Source organism: Aestuariivita sp., from assembly GCF_021404545.1.
GTDB lineage: Bacteria > Pseudomonadota > Alphaproteobacteria > Rhodobacterales > Rhodobacteraceae > Aestuariivita.
Genome location: NZ_JAAWWD010000065.1, coordinates 54113 through 80611, shown reverse-complemented (window position 1 = coordinate 80611; position 26499 = coordinate 54113). Strand labels below are relative to the sequence as shown.

The window sequence follows — 26499 nt, the reverse complement described above, 5'->3', positions numbered from 1 at the left end:
GGTTTTCGGCGGGACGCTTTAATCGGCGCGGCGCTTGTCCTTCTTCAGGCACTGTCCATCGCCTGCGCCGCCGCGATCCCCGATCTTGCCGGGCGCCACATCGCCGTGCCGTTCCGCGGTGACACGCCCGAGATCATCCTCGACCAGCTTGTCGTCCATCACGGCTTCGATGCCGATGCCGACCTGCAGATCACCTATGCCGGCACGCCGGCCGAAGCGATGCAGCTGATGCTGGCCGGGCGGGTCGATGCCGCGCTGATGACCGAACCATCGACCACCACCGCCATCCTGCGCGAGCACGAGGTCGGCAGGTTGCTCCGACGTGCCATCGACCTGCAAGACGCATGGGGCGAGATGACCGGGGCCGCGCCGGTCCTGCCGCAGGCGGGGTTGGCAGTGATGCAAGGGTTCATGGATGGGAATGGCGCGGTCCTGCCGGACCTGCTTGCAGCGCTGGAAGCGGCAACAGCCGATCTCCTGGCCGACCCGCAGACCGCGGCGGCGCACGCGACGGAGGCGCTCGGGATGCCCGCGCCGCTTCTGGCCGCCGCCTAGCAGGCGGGGCACGAGGTCTACGGCCCGTTCATCCTGACCTCATCGCTCGACACCGTGGCGGCGCTGGCGTCCGATCCGGAGGCCTGGGCCATCGGCGCGCTCACCCAGCAACGGGCAATCACAGGCTTCGGGCTCGTCGCCGCGGCGGGCACCGCGCTGGTGGCGCAGATCACCGGCAACCCCATCCTGTCGGGATTTCTGAACGTCCTGCAGAGGGTCCGGCTTCGGGTTGCATGGCAGGGGGAATGGGAAAGAACCTACCGCCGCATCGGGACACAATCGCTCCGGACACCGCATAGCGACCAGCACCAGCGGATCGTTGATGCGATCGAACGTGACGACGCAGACGGCGCATCCATGAAAATCACCGAACACCTGGAAACTATTGGGGTCGAAAGGTCTGAGGCTGCCTGATCAGGGTTTTTCGCCACAGCCAATGGAGCCGCATCAAGGTGAAGCGTTCACCCATGGTCCACCTGCCGATTGCGCGACAAAGCACGAAACAAGGCGATGGAACCCCGAAAATATGGCGCACACGACACGCCTTAAAGCATTGAAAAATCGCTCGAATCGCCACCATTCATCGTAAGGGTGATAGAAAGTCTGGCGTTTTGATTTAACTGCATTTTTGGCGTGTCTTCAAACTTTTGGCGGCGGCTGCAGCAGCGCAGGAACATCCCCCGATTTGCCCCTTTTGGCGCCTTATTGCACACTCAGCGCCCACGAATTGGCCACAGTAAACAAGCGTCCTTCCGGTAGATGGCCCGCGTCCAGATCAGATGCAACGGCCTTTCACTGTCGAGACGACCCCCCACAATTGGGCCCGTCAAGCGGAGACATGTGTCGATCAGGGCCTGTCACCTGACAAGTCGTCCGCCGCCCGCCTTGCGACGTTTCCCCGCGACCGGCGACATGACCTGTCCCGCTTTGATTCGCATCAATCCAGCCAGCCGATTTTGTGTCATCTCAAGGAAACCCAAAATCGGAATCAATGCCTTGGCTAACTCAGTATCCCAAAACCTGCCTCTTCCAGATGGTCTGCGACCCGAAGCGTTACGACCGGAATGTGACCCGACCAGCCTTGGGTTTGAGACAACCGATGCGTTGGCCGCCAGGTTTGAGCTGCTGGGCCAGGATCGCGCGGTCGATGCGATAAAACTCTCTGCGGGCATCCGGCACAAGGACTTCAACCTTTATGTTCTCGGACATGAGGGCACCGGGCGCCATGCGGCGGTCTCAAATCTGTTGACCCAAGCCGCCGCCGCCCGCCCGATCCCGTGCGACTGGGTTTATGTCAACAATTTCGAGACCCCCCATAAACCGAACGCGATGCAGTTGCCCTCGGGGATGGCGGGTGTGTTTCGGTCTGCGATGCAGGATCTGGTGGACGATCTGGCAAATGAGATCCCTGCCCTGTTCGAATCCGAGGAATACCTCACGCAACGGCGCGCCATCGAAGAAGAGTTCGGACAGAGACACGAGGAGCCGATCGCAGCCTTTGCTGAGCGTGCGCGCGAGGAAAACGTGGCGCTGTTGAGAACGCCGATGGGCTTTATGCTGGCAGCCATGGTGGATGGACAACCGATCAAGCCGGATGTGTACGAGGCCCTGCCAGACGACCAAAAGGAAGAGATAGATACCAAGATTGAACGCCTTCAGGACCACCTCTCGGCCGTTCTGAGGCACGGGCCGCAACTGGAAAAAGAGCATCGCCAGCGCATCGAGGCGCTACATGCCGACATGGCCGAGCGCGTGGTCTCTCTGCGGGTGCAGGAGCTTGCCGACCGGTTCCGCGAAACCTCGCGGGACGCCGACATGTTGGAGTACCTCAAACAGGTACGCGAGGACATGACCTCGAACGCGGAACTGTTCCTGTTGTCCAAGCGCAACACCTCCAACGGGCCGTTTCCAGAGGCGATCCGTAAATACCACCGCGAGCCGCATTTCGCGCGCTATGCCGTGAATGTGATGGTGTCGCATGATGGCGCAGAGCGCTCTGCCCCGGTCATCCGCGAGGGTCTGCCGTCCTTGGCTCATCTGACCGGACGCATCGAACATATCTCGGAAATGGGGGCGCTCACGACGAATTTCACTTTGCTCAAGCCCGGCGCCCTGCATCGCGCAAACGGGGGATATCTGGTGCTGGACGCGCATCGTCTGCTGTCAGAGCCCTTTGCCTGGGATGCGCTCAAACATTGCCTGCAAAATCAGTCGATCGCCATCACCTCCCTTGCCGACCGGCTGAGCCTTGCGTCGACCACGACACTTGAGCCCGATCCGATCCCGCTTGACGTTCGGGTGGTGCTGATCGGGGACAGACGGTTGCACATGCTGCTGACGCTGCTCGACCCGGAGTTCAGCGACTTGTTCAAACTACAGGCCGATTTCGAGGATGACGTCGACCGATCTGCCCGCAATACGCGTCTTCTGGCCCGTCTGGTTGCATCCTGTGCGGCAAAAGACGCGCTGCGACCGCTGACGGCGGCGGCTGTCGCCGGACTGCTGGATCACGCTGTTAGACTGGCGGATGACTCAAAGAAGTTCACGCTTCGCATCGGCGCGTTGAGCGATGTGATGCGCGAGGCCGATCATTACGCAACCCTGGCAAAGCGAAAGCACATTTCCGACAAGGATATCTCCAAGGCGATTGAACAGGCAGACAGGCGCGCATCGCGGATCCAGGACCGGCTTCGGGAGGCGGTGAACCGCAAGACCATCCTGATCGACACCAGCGGCGCCGCGGTGGGCCAGGTCAACGGGCTATCCGTGATCGGGATCGGCAACCATCGTTTCGGGCGCCCCTCCCGGATCACCGCGCGGGTGCGGATGGGGGCGGGAAAACTTGTCGATATCGAACGCGAGGTGGACTTGGGAGGGCCGCTGCACTCCAAAGGCGTGCTCATCCTGGGCGCCTATCTGGCCTCCCATTATGCGCTGGATGTTCCGGCATCGCTTCACGCCAGTCTGGTGTTCGAGCAAAGCTATGGCGGTGTCGATGGCGACAGCGCCTCCTCCGCCGAACTTTACGCATTGGTGTCGGCCCTGTCGGGCGTTCCGATCCGGCAAGGCATCGCGGTGACGGGTTCGGTCAACCAGAACGGCGAAGTGCAGGCAATCGGTGGTGTCAACGAAAAGATCGAAGGGTTTTTCGATACGTGCAAGGCGCGGCGGCTGACAGGCCAACAGGGGGTTCTGATCCCGGTCTCCAATGTCGATCACCTGATGCTACGCCGCGATGTGGTCAAGGCCGTTGAGGCCGGGACATTCCGGATCATCCCGGTGCGCACCATCGACCAGGGGATCGAAGCCCTGACCGGACGAAAGGCCGGAACACGCGCCCGCAACGGGGCGTTCCCGACCGGCAGCATAAACGCGCTGGTCGAGGCACGGTTACGTGCGTTTGCCGAAACCCGCCGCCGGTTCGGAGACAGAACCTCGGCGCCGGATCGCCAGGAGGGCAAGCCGTGACCCCGCCATCCGGTGACAGTACCCGCATCACGGTCGGCGCCGGCTCATTCGCCGATGCCTCGGCGGCTCTGCGGCTGATCGAGCGGATCATTCATGATCTGCGCCCCAATCTGGGCGGTATCCTGGTTGAGGAAACGACGTCTCTGGCGGTCTGCGATCTGCCGAACCAGCGTCTGGTTTCGCCAAGCGGTCAGGTCGTCCTGGCCCCAACGCGGGCTCAAATCGCGGCCCTGCTCGAAGCCGATGCGCGGGCCTTTCGCCAGTCTTTGGCCAAGCTGGCCGACCGGGCCGGTGCGCCCTGGACCTTTCAGCGCGGGGCCGGTGATCTGATCCAGATGAGCCTGGACACCGGTGCCGCCAGCGACATCGTCATTTTCGCGCACAGAAACATCCATCCCGTCGCCGGAAAGATCGTTCTTTTGTCCTCTTCCACCGCAACGCAAAGCGATGTGGCCGCGATGTCGAGAATGCTGGCGCAGCGAACCTCAGCAAGCCACATGATGATGGCTGTCGATGACAGCGGCGAGACACGCAAAGGACCCGGTGCCGCACACCCCGACCACTTCGCCACGCTGCAAAAAGCGCTGTCGCAACTGGCGCGGATGAACGCCCAAGCCGTTCTGGTGGATCTGTCGCGGGGCCCGGTACAGTCGGCCGAGCAATTGCGTTCTCTGATCGACGTCGCGCGGTGTCCAGTCTTTGCCTTTGGAATGGCGTCAGTGACGCGCGCGCTTGCGCACACGACGCATATCCCGCCCAGCCCCGCCCGCGACGGACAATGACCGCAACGCCGCAGCCGCCCTCAATCTGATGTCCAGACAAGGTCGGCCAGGGGCATCCCCGTTCGCCAAAAGACCCTCGGCGCCCAGATGCCGCCATCGTCGGACATGTCGCCAAAAAAGGGGGGACAGGCCGCCCGGCCCCACCTGTGGAGATCACTGCATCAAAGCTGTGACGAAAGCCTCGCGGAATTCGGTCGCCAGACGCGACAACGGCCGACCCGGGCGCGTCAGCATGCATGCCGATACCGATATCGCCGGATCAAAAGGGCGGACCGCCAGATCCATATTCGGCAGGAAAGACGCCGTATAGCTGTCCACGACCGCGATACCCGTGCCCGAATGCGCCAGAACGGCTGCGGTATGGCAATACCGCACCTCGACCCGCGGCGTATAGGCGACATCTGCCGCTTCAAACGCGGTCTGAACCAAAAATCCCAGCCGCGACGCACGGTCCAGCCCGACAAAGGAATGGTCCGCCAGATCCCGCGGGGTGATGACCGAGTGGGCCGCTACTGGATGATCCGAGCGCATAAGCGCCACCATGCGGTCGGTGCGCATCTTTTCGACCGTCACGCCCGGATGGCTGTCGAGGCCGAGACACAGCCCGATCTCGGCGGCCCCGACGGCCACGGCGTCGATCACGTTTTCCATGCGCCGCACATCGTATTGCACCGTCACGCCCGGACGCCCGTCCAGAAAGGCCAGCAGCGCGGCAGGCACGACCGAATGGCCCAGCGGCGGTGTGGCCATCAGGTGCAGCCTGCCCACCGACCCGCCACGCAGATCGCGCACGCGCGATTCAACGCAGCGCAACTGACCGAACATCGGCTCGACCTCCTGATAGAGGCTGTGCGCCGCGCTGGTCGGGATCATCCGTTTCTTGGACCGTTCAAACAGTGTAAATCCCAATTGGCGCTCAAGCTGTTTGATCGCGGTCGAGACAGAAGGTTGCGAGATACCCAGTTCTTCGGCGGTGCGGACGGTGGTCTGATGCAACATCAGCGTACCAAAGACTTCGAGCAGGCGGAGCGACAGGTCGTTACGGCGGGCAATTTTCATATCCGCTACATAATACTGTCAGAGACGCTTGGCCAATACCGCCCCCAAAGCCATCGCCACGGCCGCTTGTGTTGGATCAATCACCGGGAGGCCCAGCCGCTCTTCCAGTGGGGCGCGGTGCACGGCCATGCCCGCACAACCCAACACCAGCGCCTCGGCGCCATCCTCGACCAGTGCGCCGCCCACCTCGACCAGCCGCGCAAACGTGCCGGTGCCGCGCGCCGTCTCATCGACGCTCATGTTCAGCGCCCGCTCTCCCGCGATCCGGTCCAGCACGCCCATCCGCCGCATATAGAGCCGATGCCGCCGCTCTGAAGCTGACGAGATCCCGACGATCCCGATCCGGTCGGCCCGCGACAAGGCCGTGAGCACACCGCTCTCCTGAATGCCGAACACCGGCGCGGCGACCGCAGACCGGCAGGCGTCGATGCCGGGATCGGAGTAACACGCGATGACAAAGGCGCTGGCCTCGGCGCGGCTCTGCATTGCGCGCACCAGAGGCAACACCACCTGATCGGAATGAAGCTGCGATTCGATCCCGAAGGGCCCCTCCTCCAGCGTGATGCACTCGATTGAGGGTCCGCCCCGCATCCGGAACGGGGCAAGGGCCGTGTCCAGCCCGTCCGTCACCGCCTGGTTGGAATTGGGGTTGATGACGACAATCGGACCGCTCACGGGGCAATCTCGGCGCCAAAATTGGTCTTTGGATCCAGCTCGACCGCGCGGTGACCGGGATAGCCGGTCAAGTCGGTTTTCGCCCGGGCGACATACTGGCCATGCCCGGGCTGGGCCAGCAACTTGCCTGCGTCGATGACACGATGTCCGCGCGACAGAACGGTCACCGGCCAGCCCGTGACCTGCCAGCCCTCGAACGGGGTGTAGTTCATGTTATCATGCTGATCCTCGACGGTCACCGTCCTCGTCTCGTTCGGGTCCCAGATCGCGATATCGGCATCCATGCCAATGGCAATACTGCCCTTCTTTTCAAGCCCATAGAGCCGCGCCGCATTGGTCGCGGACAGCGCCACGAACTGCTGGAGCGTGATGCGCCCCTTGCCGACCCCTTCGGAAAAGAGCATCGGCAGCCGCATCCCGATGCCGGGCATCCCGTTGGCGATCTGTTTGAACGTGGCATCCGGCCCGTTGGCCAGCTTGCCGCTTTCGTCAAAGCGGTAAGGCGCATGGTCCGATGAGAACACCGAGAACGTTCCCGCCTGAAGGTGCCGCCAGAGCGCCTCCTGCGTGGGCACATCCCGCAGCGGCGGCGAACACATGAACTTTGCACCGTCCATGCCAGGCCGATCCAGATCGTCTCGGGTCAGAAAGAGGTACTGGGTGCAGGTCTCCCCAAAGATCTTCGCCCCCGCCAGACGCGCATCCGAGATCAGCGCCGCCCCTTCCGGCGTGGATACATGCACGATCAGCAAGGCGGCATCGACCAGCTTGGCCAGCGATATCGCCCGGTTCACAGCCTCGGATTCGGCCAGCGCCGGATGGCTGGGCGCATGATAGCGCGGGCTGGTGTGGCCCGCCGCGACCAGCCGGTCGGAAATCCACGAGATCATGCCGCTGTTTTCGGCATGCACCATGGTCAGCGCGCCATGTGTCTTTGCCACGGTCAGGATATCGAGGAACTGCCGATCATCGACCCGCATCAAATCGTAGGTCATGAACACCTTGAACGAGGTCACCCCGCGCGCAAAGGCGGCGGGCAATTCTTCGGTCAGGACTTTCTCGGTCGGGTCCGCGACAATCAGGTGATACCCGTAGTCGATCACAGAACTGCCCTGCGCGCGGCTGTCGTACAGATCCAGCGTTTCGGTCACGCCCATGCCGCGATGCTGCGCCGCGAACGGCACAAAGCACGAGTTGCCGCCAAATGCCGCCGAGATCGAGCCGCTGCGGTAATCGTCCGATGTCATGCCGCCGGTGGCCGATTCTTGTGCGATATGGCAATGGGCCTCGATCCCACCGGGCATGACAAGCTTGCCGGTGGCGTCGATTGTGTCCTGGCCGTCAAGGCCCCGACCCAGAGCCGCGATCTGGCCGTCGGAGATGCCGATATCGGCGTCGTAGGTGTCTGTGGCGGTGACGATCTGGCCACCTTTGATAACAAGGTCAAACATAAGCTATACCGATTTGATTGCGCCGCCGTCACAGCGGATCAGCGACCCGGTGACATAGCTGGCCTGTGAACTGGCAAGAAAGGCGGCGACGGCGGCAAACTCCGCCACCGTGCCGTAGCGCCCTGCCGGGATCGTGGCTCGGGATGCCGCGCGGGTGTCCTCGAGCGAGGCGCCGGTGCGTTTCGAGGCCGCCGCATCCAGCTCATCGACCCGTTCGGTGTGGATGCGACCGGGCAGCAGCATGTTGACGGTCACCCCGTCGGCGGCCACATCCCCCGACAGCGACTTGGACCATCCCACCAATGCCGAACGCAGCGCATTGGACAGGCCAAGATTGGGGATCGGCTGGATCACACCCGAAGAGCCGATGGTGATCACCCGGCCCCAGCCCTGTGCGCGCATTTCCGGCATCAGCCGCCCGGTCAGCGAGATCACGGTCATCACCATCGCGTCAAACTGGCTGGCCAGAACCCCTGGGTCGGCATCGACCATCCTGCCCGGCGGTGGACCGCCGGTGTTGTTGATCAGAATATCGACGCCGCCCAATGTGTCGCCAACCGCCGCGACCAATCTCTCCACCGCATCCGCATGGGTCAGATCGACAACCGCGTACCGCGCCCGGCCCGCCCCTTGCGCGGTGATGGCCTCGGCCGCCTCCGCCAGTTTATCAGCCGACCGCCCTGTCAACAGCACATCCACCCCTTCGGCTGCCAGAGCCTGGGCGATACCCAGCCCCAAGCCCCGCGAGGATGACATCACCAGCGCGCGTTTCCCGTTCAGTCCCAAATCCATCAGGCCAACTCCTCCAATCGTTTTTCCAGACGGGCCATCAACCGCGTCAGCTCTTCATGATCCAGCTTGGTCATCGCAGGCCCCGGTGCGCGCAGTCTGGCCGAGGCCAGGACGCCCCGCCTGCGGAGGGTTTCCTTGCGGATCGCAAGCCCCAGCCCAAGCTGTTGTTCATAGCGCACCAATGGCAGGTAGGCGTCAAAGAGGTCCTCGGCCCCGTCGACATCGCCTGCCGCGTGGCGCGCAACCACCTTTACGAGCATCTCCGGAAAGGCAAAACCAGTCATCGCCCCATCGGCGCCGCGCTGCATCTCCTGGGGCAGAAACAGGGCCGAATTGCCGGTCAGGATGGACAGGCGCGGGATATCGGCTGTGCCCGTCTCTGCCCGCACCCGGGACAGTTTGGTCAGACCCGGCCAGTCCTCGTGTTTCAGCATCACAATCTGCGGGTGATCCACGGTCAGCTTGAGGATCGTTTCGACCGAGACCTGCACGCCGGTTGTCTGCGGGTAGTCCTGAAAGCAGATGGGCACGTCCGGCAGGGTGGCGCACACCTGTGCCATATAGCCCGCAAGCTTGGCCTCGGTGCCCAGGCCCGGTTGCGGTGCGACCATGACGCCGCCCGCGCCTGCCGTCATCGCCGTGTCGGTCAGCCGCGCCATATTGTCGAGCCCGGCCGCCGACACGCCGACCACCACCGGCACCCGGCCCGCGACCCGATCCAGCACGCGGCGCGCAAAAAGCGCGGCCTCGTCCCCGCCCAGTTTGGGGGCTTCGCCCATAATCCCCAGAATGGTCATGCCCGTCACACCGGCTTCAAGATAGAACTCCACCATGCGATCCGTGCTGTCCAGGTCCAGCCCGCCGTTGTCGTCGAACGGGGTTGCGGCAATGATGAACACACCTTTGGAGTGTCTGTCGATCATCTGTGTCATGGTCTGGGTTCCTTTGGTTCCGATAACGAGGGGATGGTGCGGGGTGCGATCTCATCCAGCCGAGCGTAACGGTCGGCAAAAAGGCGCGCGACCGGGTAGGTGCAGTTCCAGTCCACCCGCCAGGTGCCGGTGTCGATCAGCCCGTCCCGCGCCGCAAGACCCACCGCACGGCCCACCACGATGTCGCGCTCGGGCGAATAGGTCAATCTGTCCAGGAGCGTGCATTCGATCGCCACGGGCACGTCGGCCAGCCGTGGCGGTCCGACGAAGGCCGACGGCGACACGCCAAGGCCCAACGCCTGCGGCTCGGACACGGCAGAGGGATAGGCGGCCGCGGTCGCCACCATCGACGCGGTCAGATCCGGCGTGGCGATGTTGACCACAAACTCCCCGCTGCGGCGGATATTCTCGGTCGTGTTCTTGGGCGATCCGTCGGCGTGATGTTCCAGCCCCAGAATGACCAGCGCAGGATCCTGACCGAAGAGGTTGAAGAACGAAAACGGCGCGGCGTTCACCACCCCGTCCGCCCCCACCGTCGTGACCCAAGCCACCGGGCGCGGCAGAACCACGGCCGTCAACAGCTTGTAGCGCAGCGCGGGCGTCATGGCGTCCAGATCCAGCGACAGGGTCATTCCGGCAAAACCACCCCGGTCTGTGACGTGATGCGGCCATAGTGTTCGATCCGACGGTGACGCGCAAAATCAAAGATCGTGGTCTTGCCAAAGGCGCACAGATCCATGTCGCAGGCATGCACGATCAGCTCGTCACCCTCGCCCGCCGCACGTGCCACGACATAGCCGTTGGGATCGACGATGATGCTGCCTCCCATCAAGGGGTGCCCGTCCTCGATCCCGGCCTTGGCCACGCCCACGACCCAGGCCGCGTTTTGATAAGCGCCCGCCGTCATCGACAGATCGGAATGATACAGGCGCTGCTCCAGCCCTTCGGCGCTGTCTTGACTGTTCACTGACGGGGTGTTGTAGCCCAGCGTGATAAGCTCGACCCCCTGCAACCCCATCTCGCGATAGACTTCCGGCCAGCGACGGTCATTGCAAATGCACATGCCCATCCACGCATTCAGGTTGCGCCAGACCGGAAAGCCCAGATCGCCCGGCTCGAAATAGCGCTTTTCAAGATGCTGGAATGCGCGCTGGGTGTCATATTCGGAATGGCCGGGCAAATGCACCTTGCGGTATTTGCCAACGATCCGCCCCGCCCGGTCAGTCAGAATGGATGTATTGAAACGCCGCCCCTCCGGGGTCTGTTCAGCATAGCCAAAGGTGATGGCGATCCCGTGCGTGCGCGCGCGGTCAAAAAGCGGCTGCGTCGCGGCATTGGGCATCTCGGTCTCGTACCAGGCCGCGACCTCGGCCGGGTCCTCCATCCACCAGCGCGGAAAGAACGTGGTCAGAGCCAGTTCCGGAAACACCACCAAATCACAACCCGCCCCGGCGGCCTGATCCAGGAGGGCTATCATACGCGCGACCACCGCCGCGCGGCTGTCGGCTTTCTGGATTGCGCCCATCTGCGCCCCGCCAATAACGATTTCGCGCATATCTGCTCCTTTTTTCTAATGTGTGATCCGCCGCTCGAACCGGCCGATCACTCGGATCAGCGGCCAGAGCAGCACCAAATAAAGTCCCGCCGCCAACACCAGCGGCGATGCGTTGTAGGTGATCGACCGCACCAGGCCCGCCGCGTGCAACATCTCGCCCAGGCTCACCACCGAGGCGAGCGACGTGAGTTTGACCACCTCCACGACGTTGGACAAAAGATCGGGCAGCACATTGCGCACCGCCTGGGGCAGCGTGACCCAGATCAAGGTCTGCGCGCGCCCCAACCCGGTCGAGCGTGCGGCCTCGATCTGGCCTTTGGGCACCGACAGCAGCCCAGCGCGCAGGATCTCGGCGAAATAGGCCGAGTTGTTCAGGAAAAATCCAATGATCACAGCAACAAAGGGAGAGAGGCTTAGCCCCGCGAAAGGCAGGCCCGCATAAATGAAGATCAGCAGCACCAGCGGCGGCAGGGCCCGAAAGACATCCACGAACCCGATGGAAATCCAGCGCAGCGCGCGGTTGCGCGACACCGATCCAAGGGCTGCCAGCAATCCTCCGGCCAGGCCCAGCGGAATCACCACGGCGCAGATCAACAAGGTGATGCCAAGCCCCTTGAGCACCAGCGGAAGCGCCTTGGCCATGATCTCGAGATTGAAGAACTGTTCGACAAGCGCGTCCATCTCACGCTCCCGGTGGCGTGAACCGGGCCTCAAGCCAGCGCGACGCGATAACGAGAGGCAGGAACAGGATCACATAGGCAATCGCGGCCAGGGTCAGCGGTGAGGCATTGGCCGAGAAGCTTTGCGCGGTGGTGGCCTGGCCCAGAATGTCCGGCACGCCGATCACCATGCCCAGCGCTGTCATCTTGGTGATGGCGATGGCCCGATTGGTCAGCGGCGGGATCACCATGCGAACCGCTTGCGGCAGGACCACAAAGACCAGCGCGCGGGTAAAGGACAGACCCGTCGAGCGCGCCGCCTCCCATTGGCCTTTGGGGGTGGCGGTGATGCCCGCCCAGACGATTTCCTCCGCAAAGGCCGCCAGAACCAGCATCAGCACCAGATAGAGCACCATGAAGGACGACAGCACCACACCCACATTGGGCAACCCGAAAAATGCCAGCAGGATCAACACCAAAGGCGGCAGTGCCCGCCATACATCCGCAAAGATCACAATCGCAAAGGACACCGGCCCGATCCGATAGGCGCGCAGGCAGGCCAACCCGGCCCCCAGCGCGATCCCTGTCGACACGATCAGCAGCGACAAAACCACCGTGATCAGCGCTCCGTCCAGGATCGCAGGCGCATAGCGTCCCAGCACGGCCATGTTAAAGAAGGTGTCCAGAAACCGATCCATGCCGCTATCCGTGGAACCGCGATAGGAAAGCGCGCGTGCGGTCTTCCTGCGGATTGCCAAAGATCTGCTCGGGCGGGCCGGTCTCGACAATGCGCCCATGATCCATAAAGATCACGCGATCCGCCGCATCGCGGGCGAATTTCATCTCATGACTGACGACCAACATGGTCATGCCCTGCGCTTTCATATCGCGCATCACGTCCAGCACATCACCCACCAGTTCAGGATCCAGCGCCGAGGTCGGTTCGTCAAACAGCATCACGGAAGGCTTCAACGCCAGCGCCCGCGCAATCGCCACCCGTTGCTGTTGTCCGCCCGACAACTGCGCCGGATAATGCCGCGCCCGCGCGCTCAGCCCGACGCGGTCCAGCGCGTCGAGACCGGCGGCCTCGGCTTGGGCCCGGGGCATCTTTTGCACCTGCCGCAGAGCCAGCGTGACGTTTCCAAGCGCATTCAGATGCGGATAGAGATTGAAGGATTGAAACACCATTCCAATGCGTTGGCGTATCTTGTTAAGGTCAACACCCGGTCCGGTCAGGCGATCGCCTTCGATAAAGATCTCACCTGAGTCGGGCTCTTCCAGACGGTTGCAACAGCGCAGCATCGTGGATTTTCCCGAACCCGACGGACCCAGGACAAACACCATCTCGCTGCGCCCCACGGCCAGATCGAGACCCTTCAGCACCGGCTCGGTGCCAAAGGACTTGTGCAAGTTCTCGATCGACAGGGCCACTCCGGAAGACGCCCCGGGAAGATCAGGCGACAGCATCATGTCACGCGCAGCCAGGCGTATGGTCACTCTCGACATGGCCGTTAAAGCCCGGTTCGCCAAATCCCGGAAGCGGTGTGAGCGCGGCAGAACCTTCGGCCGGTTCGACCCCGAACCACTTGACGCTCAACTCTGCCATTGTCCCGTCCAGCTTCATGCATTCGATGACCTTTTCGACCGACGCCCGCAACTCCGTGTCGTCGCTGCGAAACGGCATGCCCCACACAAGACCGGTTGGGTAGACATAGCTCATTTCCAGCTGCGGCGTCTGTTTGACAGCCCAGGCCGACACGGTATTGCCTGCCACATTGGCGAAGGCGCGGCCCGACATGACCGCCTGAACGGCATCGGCATTGGTGCCATAGCTCTCGACGGTCCAGCCGATTTCATCCGCCAGCCCGGTGGCCCAACTGTCATAGACCGACCCTTTGTTGACGGCGATCACCTTGCCCTTGAACTGCGCCAGATCGGTGATTTCTTCAGTGCCTGCCCTTACGACAAACCCGAAATCCGTATTGAGATACCCCTCGGAGAACAGGATGTTTTCGGCGCGTTCTTCGGTGATGGTCGTGGGCGCGACGACGAAATCATAGGTGCCTGCGGCAAGACCCGGAAGAATGCCGGAGAACTGCGTCGCCACGATGTCCATCTTGACCCCCAGCCGTTCGCCGATCTCATTGGCAAGATCCACGTTAAAGCCTTCGACACCGCCCGAAAGCGACGGCATGGCGTGTGGCGCAAAGGTTCCGTCAAGGGCAACGGTATAGGACCTGTCCTGAGCCAACGCGGCACCTCCGAGGCTGAGCATGGCAGCGATTGCACCGAGTGTAATTTGTCGTTTCATTTAAAGTCTCCTATGGTTTTCAAGTGGTTACATGCATCGGTTCACGTCCTTCCCAGCCATTGCAAGGCGCTCGGGTCTTTGTGTGTCCTCCTCTCCTCCGCCTTTCCAGGGAAGGTCACATAATCGCTTCGATAAGGTACGGCCCTGGCGTCTCCATCGCCGCCACAAGGGCAAGTTGGAGATCGGCCACGCATTCCACCCGCCGACCCGGCACGCCCATACCCTTGGCCAAGTCGACAAAATCTATCGTCGGCCTGTCGAGATCCAGCATATCCAGCGCCGACCGTCCCGGATTGGCCCCAACCGCAAACAGCTCGGTCTTGAGGATCTGATAGGTGCGGTTGGCAAAGATCAGCGTGGTGACGTTCGCGCCTTCGCGGGCCTGGCTCCACAACCCCTGGATCGTGTACATCGCCGATCCGTCCGCCTGGAGCGCCAGCACAGGCCGATCCGGGCAGGCCACGGCGGCGCCCAGCGCCATGGGAATGCCGTCGCCGATGGCCCCGCCGGTCAGGGAAATCCAGCTATGGGGGGCGGCGCCTTGGGTCGCGGCCCAGATGTCGCGCCCACCCGAAATGCTTTCATCCACGACGATGGCCCGCTCTGGCAGCGCATTGGCGATCGCTGCCGCAATGGTGTCGGGCCGGATCGCACCGGCCTGCGGCGGTGGGGGCAACACCGCTCTTGGCAGATGCGGCGCCGCGCCCAGATGCTCGGCAAGTGCGGCAATGGCGGCAGGCCCGTCGCCATCGAGCCCGGTCAGGCTCAGCACGTCGCACGTGGCAGGCAGCAGCAGGCTGGGCCGCTCGGGATAGGCAAAGAACGCGACAGGCGGCAGCGCCTCGACCAGAATGGCGTGACGAAACCGGGCCAGTACCTCCAGCGCCATATTGATCGGATAGGGCACTTTCGCGAGGCCCGCACGCCCTGCCCCCCGGTCGAATCGGCGGTTGGATGTGGGGGCCAGCACCGTGGCGCCGGTCTGCTTGGCAATGCCTTGGGCCTGTGCAACGGCGTCGGGGGTCTCCAGCGCGGTGCCCCCGATCAGCAGGAGCGTGTCGGGCCCCAGCTTGCCTGCCGCCGCCTCGACCGCTGTCGCATCCAGCGGCGCGAATGCCGCAGTTTCCGGCGGTGGCGCCACGACGCCGCCCGCGTCCCAGCCCAGATCAGCGGGGGCAATCAACGTGGCCACCTTGTTGGGCCGGGACTGCGCCGCCGCCAATGCGTCCATCGCGTCAGCGGCGAAGGTTGCCGGGCTTGAGGCTGTGCGCACCCAATCCGAAAACGGGCGGGCTGCGGCTTCGACATCCGCGGTCAACGGCGCGTCAAAGCCGCGATGACGGACCGCGTGATCCCCGACAAGGTTGACCATCGGCACGCGCCCTTTGCGGGCGTTGTGCATATTGGCCCCGCCATTGGCCAATCCGGGCGCCAGGTGCAACAGGGTCACCGCCGGCGCCTTCGCCATGCGCGCATAACCGTCGGCGGCGCCCGTCGCGACCCCCTCGAACAGGGCCAGAACGCAGCGCAGCAGGCCGGTTCTGTCCAGCGCGTCGACAAACTGCATCTCGGATGTTCCGGGATTGGCGAAACACACCTCACAGCCCGCCGCATGCAGGCTGCGCACAACGGATTCAGCGCCGTTCATGGCCGGTGTGCCGTGATCCTGCGAAGATGTGGGGTGATCTTTCATGCGGTCTCCTGTTGTCGGGCGGCGTCCAGCACCGCCAATCTGCGCCGCAACGCGTCGGCGGGTGTGCTGTCGGTTATCGTTTCGGATGCTGCGGACTCGTCGGCCAGATGGCACGCGACCTGGGTTGTTCCGATTGTGCGTAGAACCGGACGTTCGCTGCGGCAGCGCGCCTCGGCCAGCGCGCATCGCGGATGGAAGGCGCAGCCCGTTGGCGGTGCCAGCGCGGAGGGCAGATCGCCCTGCACCGGTGCGCGGGTGTTGCGCAAGGCCGGATCTGGGCGCGGAGCGGCGGCGATCAGCGACCGCGTATAGGGATGGCGCGGCGAGGCAAATAGCTCGGCCACCGGCGCTTCCTCGACGATCCGGCCAAGATACACCACCGCCACCCGCGACGCCATGTGCCGCACCACGGCCAGATCGTGGCTGATGAACACATAACCAATGCCAAACTCGGCCTGCAAATCGCGCAAGAGATTGACGATCTGAGCCTGCACCGACACATCCAGCGCCGAGACCGGCTCGTCACAGACGATCAGCCGGGGCCGGGTCGCCAAAGCGCGCGCGATGCCCACACGCTGACGCTGCCCCCCGGAAAACTCATGCGGATAGCGCCCGGCATGCCAGGGCTGCAAACCGCAGGTTTCCAGCAGGGTCGCGACCCGGTCGCTCACATCCGCGGGGCTCGCAAGCCCATGCAGAAGAAGCGGCTCGGCCAGTGTTTCGGACACTGTCATGCGCGGATTGAGCGAGGCATAGGGATCCTGAAAGATGATCTGCATCCGGCGCCGCATGGTGCGCATGTCCTCGGCCGGAAGCGTCAAGACATCCTCCCCATCGAGTTGCACTGACCCCGCCGTCGGCTCGGTCAGCCGCAGAAGGGCCCGGCCGATGGTGGATTTTCCGCATCCCGATTCACCCACAATCGCAAGCGTTTCGCCGTCGGCCACTTCAAAGCTGACATCGTTGACCGCCTGCACCTGCCCCACAACCCGGCGCAGCACTCCGCGGCGGACGGGAAAATGTTTGGTCAGGCCGCGCACATCGAGCATTGCAGTCATGCCGCCACCTCGATCGGCGCTTTCCAGCACGCAACGGCGTGGCCCTGGGACACCGCCCGGAGCGGCGGATCCTGGTTTCGGCACTGCGCATCGGCCAGTGGGCATCGCGAGGCAAAGCGACACCCGGATTGTTTCACCCAAGGCGGCGGCACGGTGCCGGGAATGGTCGCAAGTCGGCCAGCCGCCGTGTCAATCCGCGGCACCGCAGCCATCAGACCGATGGTGTAAGGATGCTGCGGATCCCCAAAGAGGGCCGCCGTCGGCGCCTGTTCGACAACGCGCCCCGCATACATCACCACAACGTCGTCACAGGTCTGCGCCACAACGCCAAGATCATGGGTCACCAGCATCACGGCCGCCCCGGTGCGGGCACGCAAATCCCCCATCAGATCCAGGATCTGCGCCTGGATGGTCACATCAAGGGCCGTTGTCGGCTCATCCGCGATCAGAAGATCGGGATCGTTGGCCAGCGCCAGCGCAATCATCACCCGCTGGCGTTGCCCGCCCGACAACTGGTGCGGATAATCATCGACACGGGTTGCGGGCGATGGCAAGCCGACGAGGTCGAGCATTTCAATGGCCCGGTCGCGCGCGGCTTTGCCAGTCAGGCCGGAATGCACCTTCAGGCTTTCCTCGATCTGTGTGCCGCAGGTATAGACCGGGTTGAGTGAGGTCATCGGCTCCTGAAAGATCATCCCGATCCGACCACCCCGCAGACGGCGCATTGCACTTTCGGGTTGCGACAGCAGGTCCTGGCCATCAAAGACGATCTGCCCTCCGGCATAATGCCCAGGTGGTTGCGGCACCAGCCGCATGATCGCCAGCGACGTCACCGACTTGCCGCATCCCGATTCCCCGACCACGCCAAGCGTCCTGCCCCGCTCCAGCGAGAACGACACACCCTGCACCGCGCGGTGAACCGTGCCGCCGACATGAAACTCCACTTCAAGATCGCGGATCTCAAGCAAGGACGTGGTGTCGTTCATGACGTGCCATAGACGTATGGTGAGGCGACATCATGCGGCCTGTTGGCAAAATCCAGCCCCTGAAACGCGGCCTCGGCCCGTCGTTGGGCCTGTTGCAGACGCGCCAATGCGTCCGGCAGATCGAACGCCACGACCTGGCCGTCAACCACTACGGCACGGCCATCGACAAAGACGTCGCGCACCGCGCGCTCGGCCGCCACATAGATCAGCGATCGCAGCGGATCGCGCAGCGGCATCATCGCCTTGTCGGTAATGTCAGCCAGGAACAGATCGGCCTTGGCACCTGCGGCCAACCGCCCGATATCGTCACGCCCCAGGATCTTGGCTCCGCCCAGGGTTGCCGCATCAAAGATGTCCGAGGTGCGCAGATCATAGGGGTTCTTCGACATTATCCGCGACAGGTAGAGCGCATTGCGCAACTCCTCGAGCATGTTGTGGGGATAGGTATCGGTGCCGATCCCCACATCGATCCCCCCCCGGATATAGCGCCCGACTGTATTCATCGCGATGCCTCGGCGCTGAAAGACCGTGGGACAATGGGCAACAGCCGCGCCGGATTTTTGCAGAAGGCTGAAATCATCCGCTTCGGGCCAAAAGACATGCGGATAGTCGTTGAGGAAAATGCCATGCCCGATGATGGCCCCCGGTTTGAGCACACCCAGACCGTCCAGCCACTCCAGCGGCGTGACACCGTGGCGGCGCGTCATCTCGTGAAACTCGACCACGGATTGTGCGGCATGGATCTGAAAGGGCACGCCACGCTCATGGGCCAGGGCAAAGCTGTCGGTGATCAGATCTGCGGTGCAGGTGTCGATCTGGCTGGGCGAGACCATGCCCGAGAGTCGGCCCGACGGATGCGCAAGCGCGGCGTCGATCGTGCGCAGGGCCTCTTCCATGGCCGCCCTGCCGCCATCCTCGTCCCATTCGTAATTTACGACATGTCCATTGTCGGTGTACCAGCGGGCCGAGCGATACATCGGCGCCACGATGCCGCGCAGACCCGACGCGGCGAACGTGTCGATCCACCCATCCCAGGCGACCGACAGATCGACCAATGTGGTCACGCCGGACAGCAAAAGCTCGGAGTAAGTCACCTCGACACAGGCTTTGCGCCCGTCGTCATCGGGGCGAAAGAGCGGCATGAATTCATAAAGCGACGACATGCCCAATCGCGGGCTGCCCAACTCGTCCAGCATCCCCTTGTTCATCGCTTCACTGGAGGGGTGTGAATGGATGTTTACAAGGCCCGGAGAGACAAGCCGGTCGCGACCGTCGATCTCGGTCTCGGCCACTCCCTCATAGGTGCCGCCGACCTGCACAATGAGATCCCCGTCGAAGGCCACATCGCCATCGCGCAGATAGCGATGCGTCCCCTTTTCGGCATCATAGGCAACGATCCAGGCGGCGTTTCTGATCACGGTGACGGGCATGGTCTTCCTTTGGGTATCTTGAGGTGTCCGGGGGCCGCTCAGGGCGGCCCCCGCGATGTTCAACAGATGGCGCTACTCTCTGAACTTGAGATCGAGACCCTTATAAAGGCCCGCACCGTAGATGTTGTGCGGCACCACCGTCTCAAGATCGGTGGATTGCGCGATCACCATCGGCTCGTGATAAAGCGGCAGCCAGACGGCGGCGTCATGCACGATCTCAAGCACTTCGCCATAGGCCGCTTGACGGTCCTCATCCGTGATGGCCGTCGCACCGGCCAGCAGCAACGCATCGGTATTGTCGTCGATCCAGTTCATCCGGTTCGGGCTGGGCACGTTCTGGGACCGGAAATAGAGGTTCAGAGCATCGCCTGACGAGACATAGGGAAACGACATGCCGAACATATCGAATTCCTGGGTTGCCAGCTTGCCCCAGGCCACTGTCGCGTCAAAGGCCTGGATCTGCATATCGACCCCGATCTCGCGCAGATAGGCCTGCACCGCCTCCGAGATCTTGCCCCAGGTGGATCCAGCGAAGACATACGCGGTCGGTGCCAACCGCACACCATCCTTTGCACGCACACCGTCATCGCCGCGCGCCCAACCGGCCTCGTCGAGGATCCGGTTCGCCTCGGCCGGGTCGTATTTCAGCAATTGATCATCAAGATCCGAATTCCAGTCCAGCGCTTCCTGGCTGACATAGGAATAGGCGGGTTGGACCACGCCGAAAAACAGATCTTCGGACATCGCGGCTTGATCCACGGCCAGGTTGATGGCCTGCCGCACCGCGGGATCCGACACCGTGTCCTTGTCGATCTTGAAGCCCATGAAATAGGTCCAGAACGCAAGATCCGATTGCACGACCTCGACACCGGGCGACGCTTTGAGCTGCTCCAGGGCGATGTAGGGGACATATTGCGTAACTTGTGTCTGTCCCGTGATCACACCGACGGTGCGGGTGTTCTCCTCCGGTACGATCTGCCAGGTGATCTTGTCCATCGACGCAGGCCCGGTATTGGCATGGAACGACGCGCCCCAGTCATAGGCCTCGTGCTTGCTGATCACCATCTGATCGCGCGGGGTCCATTCGGACCAGCAGAACGGGCCTGTACCGTTAAAGCCGGTGACGCCGAAATCGGGGCCCAGCGCCTCGACCGTGTCCTTGTCGATGATCGTGCCAAAGCTTTGCGTCAGTTGATAAAGCAGTTCGGAAAACGGCTTCTTGAGCTTGTATTCCACCGTATAGTCATCGATGGCGGTCACGCTCTCGACCTCACCCGCGCGCCAGGCAACGGGCGATTTGGTCTCGGGATCGACCCAGCGGTTGATGGAATAGACCACATCCTCGGCCGTCATCGGCTTGCCGTCGCAGAATTGCACATCCTGGCGCAGATTGAACGTATAGGTGGTGCCATCTTCCGAGACCGACCAGCTTTCGGCGACGCCGGTGTCAATGGTCTGCATGTCCGGTGCCAGGCTGACCAGCGTGTCGCCCATCATGAACAGCACCTCGGACGCCGCGCGCGACGTGGTCTTGTGGGGGTCGTAATTGTTGCTGTCCACTTCGCGCAGAATGGTGATCTCGGCCGCCTGTGCGAGGCCGCCCGTCATCACAATTGCAGCGGTCAATAAAAGTCGTTTCATTCCAGTTCCTTTCCCTGTTGTTATTTACGATCGCAGCCGGGGGTCGAGCACATCGCGCAGCGCATCCCCCAGAACATTGGCCGCCAGCACGATGACAAAGATCAGCACCGACGGAATGATCGCGATATGCGGCGCGAAAAGCAGAAAGTCGCGGCCCTGCGCGGCCATCATGCCAAGCTCAGCCGTGGGGGGCCGCGCGCCCAGCCCCAAAAACGAAAGCGCGGCGCCGATCAGGATGATCTGACCAAAACGCAGCGACAGAAAAATCATGATCGACGAGATACAGTTGCGCAGCAGGTACCGGGTGAAGAGCGCGAAATTGGACAGGCCCAAGGCACGTCCGGCCTCGATATAGTCCTGCTGCATGACCGACACGGCAACCGACCGGGCGATACGCGCGCAATCGGGCACCGTGGCCACGGCCAATGCAACGATGACCGGCAACGCCCCCGGCCCCATCACCGCCACCAGCGCAAGGCCCAGCAGAATGGCCGGAAAGGACAGCATCACATCCACACAGCGCATCACCCAAGGGTCCAGCCCCGGACGAAACGCCGCCAGCAAGCCCATCAGCGACCCGAACGCGCCACCGATCCCGACCGAGACCAGACCGATGATCAAGGTCAGGCGCGTGCCGTAAAAGAGCCGCGACAGCATATCACGCCCCTGCCCGTCCGTGCCCAGCGGATGCAGCCAATCGCCGCCCTCCGCCCAGATCGGCGGCTGCATGATGGCCCGTGAACTGGCAAAGGGATCATGCGGTGAGATTGCGGGCGCGGCCAGCGCGCAGAACACGACGATCAGCAGAACCAACGACGCCAGCAGGGCCGACGGGTCCCGCAACAGCCGACGCCACCACGCCTCAACCGGCTCCGGCGCGTCCAGCATCTCAGGATCTGCCACACTCACTGGGCGCACCCCCCGATGTTGGCCGGGCGGGCGGGTGTCGCCGCAGGCGCAGACGTCCGATCGGTCCGGCCCATCATGCCTGCACCCGCGGATCGAGCAGCACATAGAGGATGTCCACGATCATGTTGATCAGGATGAACCCCAACGCCAAAACCAGGATGGTGCCTTGTGCCAGTGGAAAGTCGGACGAGAGGATCGCACCGACCGCAAGCCTGCCCACACCGGGAAAGGAAAAGATACTTTCCGTGACCACGGCCCCGCCAAGCAGATATCCGACCTGAAGCCCGATCAGCGTCACCACCGGGATCAGCGCATTGCGCAGCCCGTGGCGCAGGATCACACGGGTCTCCGACAGCCCCTTTGCCCGCGCCGTGCGCACATGATCCAGCTTGAGAACTTCGAGCACCGAAGACCGTGTCATCCGTGCGACCGGACCGATAAAGATCGCCCCCAGCGACAGCGCCGGCAGCGCGATATGGCGCAGCCCATCAATGGTCCAGAGCGGCCCGCCCCGCCCGATAAAGGGCAGGAGCCGCCACTCTACACCCAGATACTGGATCATCATCAGGCAGATAAAAAAGATCGGCAGCGACACACCGGCCACCGAGATTGCCATAATCGCGCGGTCGACAAGCGATCCGCGCCAGACCGCCGCGAGCGTGCCCAATCCGATGCCCAGCGGCACCGACCAGATGAGACAGGCAAACATCAGCTCTGCCGTGGGGCCGATGGCGGCGGCCAGTTCCGACACAACGGTCTTGTTGGAAATCAGCGACCGGCCCAGATCGCCCTGAAGCACCCGTCCAAGGTAATTGCCGAATTGCACCAATACCGGATCGTCAAGCCCCATCTCCGCACGGATCGCGGCCACAACCTCCGGGGTCGCTGTCGGTCCGGCCATGACGATTGCCGGGTCTCCGGGAACCAGGATCAGCAGCCCAAATCCCAAAAAGAGCACACCGAAAAGCACCGGGATCGAAATCAACAGCCGTTTGAGGATCTGTTCGATCATGGGGCGTCCGTGCCCCGCTCATAGACCACGCGGCCACCCAGAATGGTCAGATCGCACTGCGCTGACAGGATATCTTCGGGCGCGCAGGTCAGAAGATCGGTGTCAAAGACCGCAACATCTCCCAATTGGCCGGGGATCAATCGGCCTTTGATCGTCTCTTCATGCGCCGCATATGCCGACGCAAAGGTATAGGCGTTCAGCGCCTCTTCCATGGTCAGGATATGCTCGGTGCCGATCTGCGTGCCCCGCTCGGTTTTGCGCGTCACCATGGTATAGAGATTGGCGAACGGGTCGATCTCGACCACCGGGCAGTCGGTGCTGGCACTTGGCTGCAAGCCCGCCTCGATCCAGGTGCGCATGGGGTGGCTGGCCTCGACCCGTTCGGCCTCCACCAATGTCAGATAAAGATCCCCGAAATAGTAGAGAAACGCAGGCTGAGGCGCGGGCAGGATATGCGCCGCCACCATCCGCTCCATCTGATCGGGGCGCAGCCACCCGCAATGCTCGATCCGGTGACGGCGGTCGGGATCGGGCGTATCGGCCAGCGCGGCCTCAAGCGCGTTCAGCACCTGCTCGATCGCAGCATCCCCGATCGCATGGATGGCAAAGCGAAATCCGCGCCGGTGGCCGTCCATCACCATGGCGTTCACCTCATCGTCGCTTAGACAGAGCAGGCCGACATCCTCGGCGTCGCCTCCCAGGTAGGGGCGTGTCATCGCGGCTGTGCGACCGCCGGTCGAGCCATCGGTGAAGATCTTCACCGGTCCGATCCGAAGCATATCGTCCCCGCCCCCTGACATCATGCCCGCATCCAGGCATTGCGGCAGGATGGTCCGGGTCTTGTCGCCCATCAGCGTGGCATAGACCCGCACCGGCAGTCGCCCGGTCCGGTGGGCCGCCTGATAGGCCAGCATCTCGGTCCACCCGTCGCGGATGCCCACGGCTGCCTCCATGCAGGATGTGATCCCGCGCGACAGAAGATCGGCGCCCGCGCGCTCGATACTGCCGACCAGATCTTCAACTGTCGCGGGTGGCAACACGTTCATGATCGCTTCGCGACCGGTTTCGGCCACCAGCCCGGTCAATCGGCCGTTTTGCCTTTCGATGAGCCCGCCGGGCGGCGACGGTGTCTCGTCCGTGATCCCCGCCAGTTCGAGCGCCCTGGAATTCGCCACAGCCAAATGGCCGTCGGTCCGCACGATATAGACCGGGTTGTCGGGCGCGGCCTCGTCCAGTTCCTCGCGAAACGGATGCCGACCGGTATCGAGCTTGAAATGGTCATAGCCGCGCCCAATGACCCAGGCACCCTTGGGCAAAGCCGCCGCGCGATCCGCAACCGCCGCAAGCAAGGCCGCCAGCGTCGGCGCGGCACTGGTGCGCAAATCGACCTCGGCCATGGCCGTGCCATAGGGGATCAGATGCATATGCGCGTCGTTCAGCCCAGGCGTCGCCAAACGCCCCTGCAAGTCAATGACGCGCGTCTGAGGCCCGATCAGCGAGGCAATCTCAGTGTCCGGGCCCGTAGCCAAGACACGACCCCCCCAAAGGGCAATCGCTTCGACCATGTCCAAACCGAGGCCACACCAGACCTTGCCGCCCCGCAAAACGATTTCGGCGTTCACCGGTCCCGACGTCACCACCTGGCGGACCCCGTTTGTCTGGGCACTACAACACTTTCGAGAACCATCGGGCGCGTCCTAACCTTCTGTTAACGGTATTCACGCACTATTATCGCCGCGCCGATCTTGCGGCTGTCAACGCAAGTCCACTTTCTTGAGAAGTCTCTGAGCCGCCCGTTAGACTTTGAATTAAAAGGGTAATTTTATGCTTCTGGCCTAAAGCATCGGTTATCAGATTCTTGATAAGACTATTACAACCGGCCTTGTCCGCCCGCAGGCCGCCAAACTGCTTGAAAAACGAGCGCAAAACAAACGCGGGCAAGAGACAGGCATGCTCCTGTCGCAGATTTTTTCGAGCTGCCGCCCCCTGTCCGCGCCATGAATGGGGACATGCACCTGCAATGCAGCCCGTCAGCCAGGGCCGCACCGGTTACGCGACCTGCGTCACAGATCCCGACAGCATGCCTTCCAGACGGGTGCGGATGATTGCGTCAGCCTCCGTCATGATACGGTCAATGAGCTCCTGACAGGTTGGGATGTCGTCGATCAACCCCGCGACCATGCCGCAGGACCAGGCCCCCACATCCATATCGCCATCCATCATCACCTTGGGGTACACACCCGCGACGTCTTCGAGAATGTCCTCAAAGGTGCATTCCGCTCCCTTGGCTCTTTCAGTGGCCAGCACCCTTTCAACCGCCGGATTCACGAGAACCCGTTCGGTGTTGCGCAGCGGGCGCATGATCAGACGCGTATCGAGTTCAGAGGCCGCCACGATCGCATCCTTGACGTTTTGATGCACGGGCGCCTCTTTCGTGCAGATGAACCGCGTGCCCATGTTCATCCCCTCGGCTCCCATGGCGAGCGAGGCCACGAGGGAACGCGCATCGGCCTGCCCGCCGGAGGAGACAAAGGGGATCTCAAGCTCGTCCGCGGCGCGGGGCAAGAGGATCATGTTGGGCACATCATCCTCGCCCGGATGCCCGCCGCATTCGAACCCATCGACCGAAACCGCATCGCACCCGATCTGCTGCGCCTTGAGGGCGTGGCGCACCGATGTGCATTTATGGATAACCTTGATGCCCGCGTCCTGAAGATGCGGCAACACCTGGATCGGATTGCGTCCGGCGGTTTCGACCACGCTCACCCCGCCATCGATGATCGCTTTGACATAGCCTGGATAATCGGGCGAGCTGACGGTGGGCAAAAAGGTCAGGTTTACCGCAAAGGGTTTGTCGGTCATGTCGTTGCATTTGGCGATTTCATTGGCCAGATCGGCGGGCGTCTTTTGGGTGAGCCCGGTTATGGTGCCCAGCCCGCCGGCGTTCGAGACGGCAGCGGCCAGTTCGGCAAAGCCGACATAATGCATACCGCCTTGTATGATCGGATGCTGGATCCCGAAAAGCTCGGTGATACGTGTTTTCATGACTGTCTCCCGGCGTGCTGCCGCTCGTGTTGAAAATGCTGGCTCAGGTGGGGGACCGCGTCACGGGCGGTCATCGCCGCGCCGCAGACCGGGCAGGTCAGGTGTGGCTGGGTGAGCTGCCCGCAGGATGTGTGCACGATCTCGATCGGGGACGCCTCGTCCGACAGCCAGCGATCGCCCCATTGTTTGAGTGTGATGATGATCGGCCAAAGGTCGCGGCCCATATCCGTCAGACGGTATTCATAACGCAAGGGGCGATCGGAATAGGGCTCGCGTCGGATCACGCCATGGGCTTCAAGCTTCTTTAGCCGCCGTGACAACAGATGCGAGGACATGCCTGTCTGGCGCAAAAACGCATCAAATCGGCGGGTGCCCAGAAACATCTCGCGCAGGATCATCAGCGTCCACTCATCGCCCACGACCGCCAGAGCACGCGCAACGGTGCAGGTTCTTGAGGGCAGATCGGTGCGGCGCATCGCAGGTCAC

The 26499-nt window shown here is 62.9% G+C and carries 25 protein-coding genes; 4 read left to right on the top strand and 21 right to left on the bottom strand.

All coding sequences use genetic code 11. From position 1 onward, the window contains the following. The 4 genes from HEP69_RS21420 to HEP69_RS21405 all read left to right on the top strand — a co-directional run. Positions 1-555: ABC transporter substrate-binding protein (locus HEP69_RS21420; protein WP_290560552.1), on the top strand; the 555-nt coding region annotated here is incomplete at its 5' end. A 54-nt stretch (positions 556-609) separates the two neighbouring features. After that, positions 610-969 (top strand): FCD domain-containing protein, encoded by a 360-nt coding sequence (locus tag HEP69_RS21415; RefSeq protein WP_290560551.1) that lies wholly within the window; start codon positions 610-612, stop codon positions 967-969. 582 nt (positions 970-1551) lie between these two features. Further along, on the top strand, positions 1552-4023 hold the full coding sequence (locus tag HEP69_RS21410; protein WP_290560550.1) for an ATP-binding protein: 2472 nt from the start codon (positions 1552-1554) through the stop codon (positions 4021-4023). Beyond that, positions 4020-4805, top strand: coding sequence for a hypothetical protein (locus tag HEP69_RS21405; protein ID WP_290560549.1), 786 nt, complete (start codon positions 4020-4022; stop codon positions 4803-4805). Before HEP69_RS21410 ends, HEP69_RS21405 begins: the two co-directional genes overlap by 4 nt. Positions 4806-4958: 153 nt before the next feature. Here HEP69_RS21405 and HEP69_RS21400 read toward each other — a convergent pair whose 3' ends face one another. The 21 genes from HEP69_RS21400 to HEP69_RS21300 form a co-directional block, all read right to left on the bottom strand. Further along, a complete protein-coding gene (locus HEP69_RS21400) occupies positions 4959-5864 on the bottom strand; it encodes a LysR family transcriptional regulator (RefSeq protein ID WP_290560548.1) in 906 nt (301 codons plus the stop codon). Positions 5865-5882: 18 nt separating this feature from the next. Then, entirely contained in the window at positions 5883-6539 is a 657-nt protein-coding gene (locus HEP69_RS21395) for an aspartate/glutamate racemase family protein (RefSeq protein WP_290560547.1), read from the bottom strand. Next, the gene (gene hydA, locus HEP69_RS21390) at positions 6536-7990 is read right to left on the bottom strand and encodes a dihydropyrimidinase (RefSeq protein ID WP_290560546.1); all 1455 of its coding nucleotides are present in this window, start codon (positions 7988-7990) and stop codon (positions 6536-6538) included. The genes HEP69_RS21395 and hydA overlap by 4 nt, the downstream gene beginning before the upstream one ends. A gap of 3 nt (positions 7991-7993) precedes the next feature. Next, positions 7994-8782 carry an SDR family oxidoreductase gene (locus tag HEP69_RS21385; RefSeq protein ID WP_290560545.1) on the bottom strand — a complete coding sequence of 263 codons (789 nt, stop codon included), beginning with the start codon at positions 8780-8782 and terminating at the stop codon, positions 7994-7996. Further along, the gene (locus HEP69_RS21380; protein WP_290560544.1) at positions 8782-9714 is read right to left on the bottom strand and encodes a dihydrodipicolinate synthase family protein; all 933 of its coding nucleotides are present in this window, start codon (positions 9712-9714) and stop codon (positions 8782-8784) included. Before HEP69_RS21380 ends, HEP69_RS21385 begins: the two co-directional genes overlap by 1 nt. Beyond that, on the bottom strand, positions 9711-10346 hold the full coding sequence (locus tag HEP69_RS21375; protein ID WP_290560543.1) for a flavin reductase family protein: 636 nt from the start codon (positions 10344-10346) through the stop codon (positions 9711-9713). The genes HEP69_RS21380 and HEP69_RS21375 overlap by 4 nt, the downstream gene beginning before the upstream one ends. Further along, positions 10343-11269 (bottom strand): N-carbamoyl-D-amino-acid hydrolase, encoded by a 927-nt coding sequence (locus HEP69_RS21370; RefSeq protein WP_290560542.1) that lies wholly within the window; start codon positions 11267-11269, stop codon positions 10343-10345. The genes HEP69_RS21375 and HEP69_RS21370 overlap by 4 nt, the downstream gene beginning before the upstream one ends. Positions 11270-11284: 15 nt before the next feature. Further along, a complete protein-coding gene (locus HEP69_RS21365; protein ID WP_290560541.1) occupies positions 11285-11950 on the bottom strand; it encodes an amino acid ABC transporter permease in 666 nt (221 codons plus the stop codon). Position 11951: 1 nt separating this feature from the next. Beyond that, entirely contained in the window at positions 11952-12626 is a 675-nt protein-coding gene (locus HEP69_RS21360; RefSeq protein WP_290560540.1) for an amino acid ABC transporter permease, read from the bottom strand. Between the two features lie 4 nt (positions 12627-12630). Further along, positions 12631-13395, bottom strand: coding sequence for an amino acid ABC transporter ATP-binding protein (locus HEP69_RS21355; RefSeq protein WP_290560555.1), 765 nt, complete (start codon positions 13393-13395; stop codon positions 12631-12633). 4 nt (positions 13396-13399) lie between these two features. Next, positions 13400-14239: a transporter substrate-binding domain-containing protein gene (locus HEP69_RS21350; protein WP_290560539.1), complete on the bottom strand. Its 840-nt coding sequence runs from the start codon at positions 14237-14239 to the stop codon at positions 13400-13402. Positions 14240-14354: 115 nt separating this feature from the next. Then, positions 14355-15932, bottom strand: coding sequence for an acetolactate synthase large subunit (locus HEP69_RS21345; protein WP_290560538.1), 1578 nt, complete (start codon positions 15930-15932; stop codon positions 14355-14357). Then, complete coding sequence (locus HEP69_RS21340) at positions 15929-16990, bottom strand: dipeptide ABC transporter ATP-binding protein (RefSeq protein ID WP_290560537.1); 1062 nt, start codon at positions 16988-16990, stop codon at positions 15929-15931. The genes HEP69_RS21345 and HEP69_RS21340 overlap by 4 nt, the downstream gene beginning before the upstream one ends. Further along, on the bottom strand, positions 16987-17976 hold the full coding sequence (locus HEP69_RS21335; RefSeq protein ID WP_290560536.1) for an ABC transporter ATP-binding protein: 990 nt from the start codon (positions 17974-17976) through the stop codon (positions 16987-16989). The genes HEP69_RS21340 and HEP69_RS21335 overlap by 4 nt, the downstream gene beginning before the upstream one ends. Then, on the bottom strand, positions 17973-19406 hold the full coding sequence (locus HEP69_RS21330; protein ID WP_290560535.1) for an amidohydrolase family protein: 1434 nt from the start codon (positions 19404-19406) through the stop codon (positions 17973-17975). Before HEP69_RS21330 ends, HEP69_RS21335 begins: the two co-directional genes overlap by 4 nt. A gap of 72 nt (positions 19407-19478) precedes the next feature. Then, positions 19479-21047 carry an ABC transporter substrate-binding protein gene (locus tag HEP69_RS21325; RefSeq protein WP_290560534.1) on the bottom strand — a complete coding sequence of 523 codons (1569 nt, stop codon included), beginning with the start codon at positions 21045-21047 and terminating at the stop codon, positions 19479-19481. Positions 21048-21071: 24 nt separating this feature from the next. Further along, positions 21072-21956: an ABC transporter permease gene (locus HEP69_RS21320; RefSeq protein WP_290560533.1), complete on the bottom strand. Its 885-nt coding sequence runs from the start codon at positions 21954-21956 to the stop codon at positions 21072-21074. A gap of 73 nt (positions 21957-22029) precedes the next feature. After that, positions 22030-22968 (bottom strand): ABC transporter permease, encoded by a 939-nt coding sequence (locus HEP69_RS21315; RefSeq protein WP_290560532.1) that lies wholly within the window; start codon positions 22966-22968, stop codon positions 22030-22032. Beyond that, complete coding sequence (locus HEP69_RS21310; RefSeq protein WP_290560531.1) at positions 22965-24608, bottom strand: amidohydrolase; 1644 nt, start codon at positions 24606-24608, stop codon at positions 22965-22967. The genes HEP69_RS21315 and HEP69_RS21310 overlap by 4 nt, the downstream gene beginning before the upstream one ends. A 409-nt stretch (positions 24609-25017) precedes the next feature. Beyond that, entirely contained in the window at positions 25018-26013 is a 996-nt protein-coding gene (locus tag HEP69_RS21305; protein ID WP_290560530.1) for a nitronate monooxygenase family protein, read from the bottom strand. After that, positions 26010-26489 carry a helix-turn-helix domain-containing protein gene (locus HEP69_RS21300; RefSeq protein ID WP_290560529.1) on the bottom strand — a complete coding sequence of 160 codons (480 nt, stop codon included), beginning with the start codon at positions 26487-26489 and terminating at the stop codon, positions 26010-26012. The genes HEP69_RS21305 and HEP69_RS21300 overlap by 4 nt, the downstream gene beginning before the upstream one ends. Positions 26490-26499 lie beyond the last annotated feature (10 nt).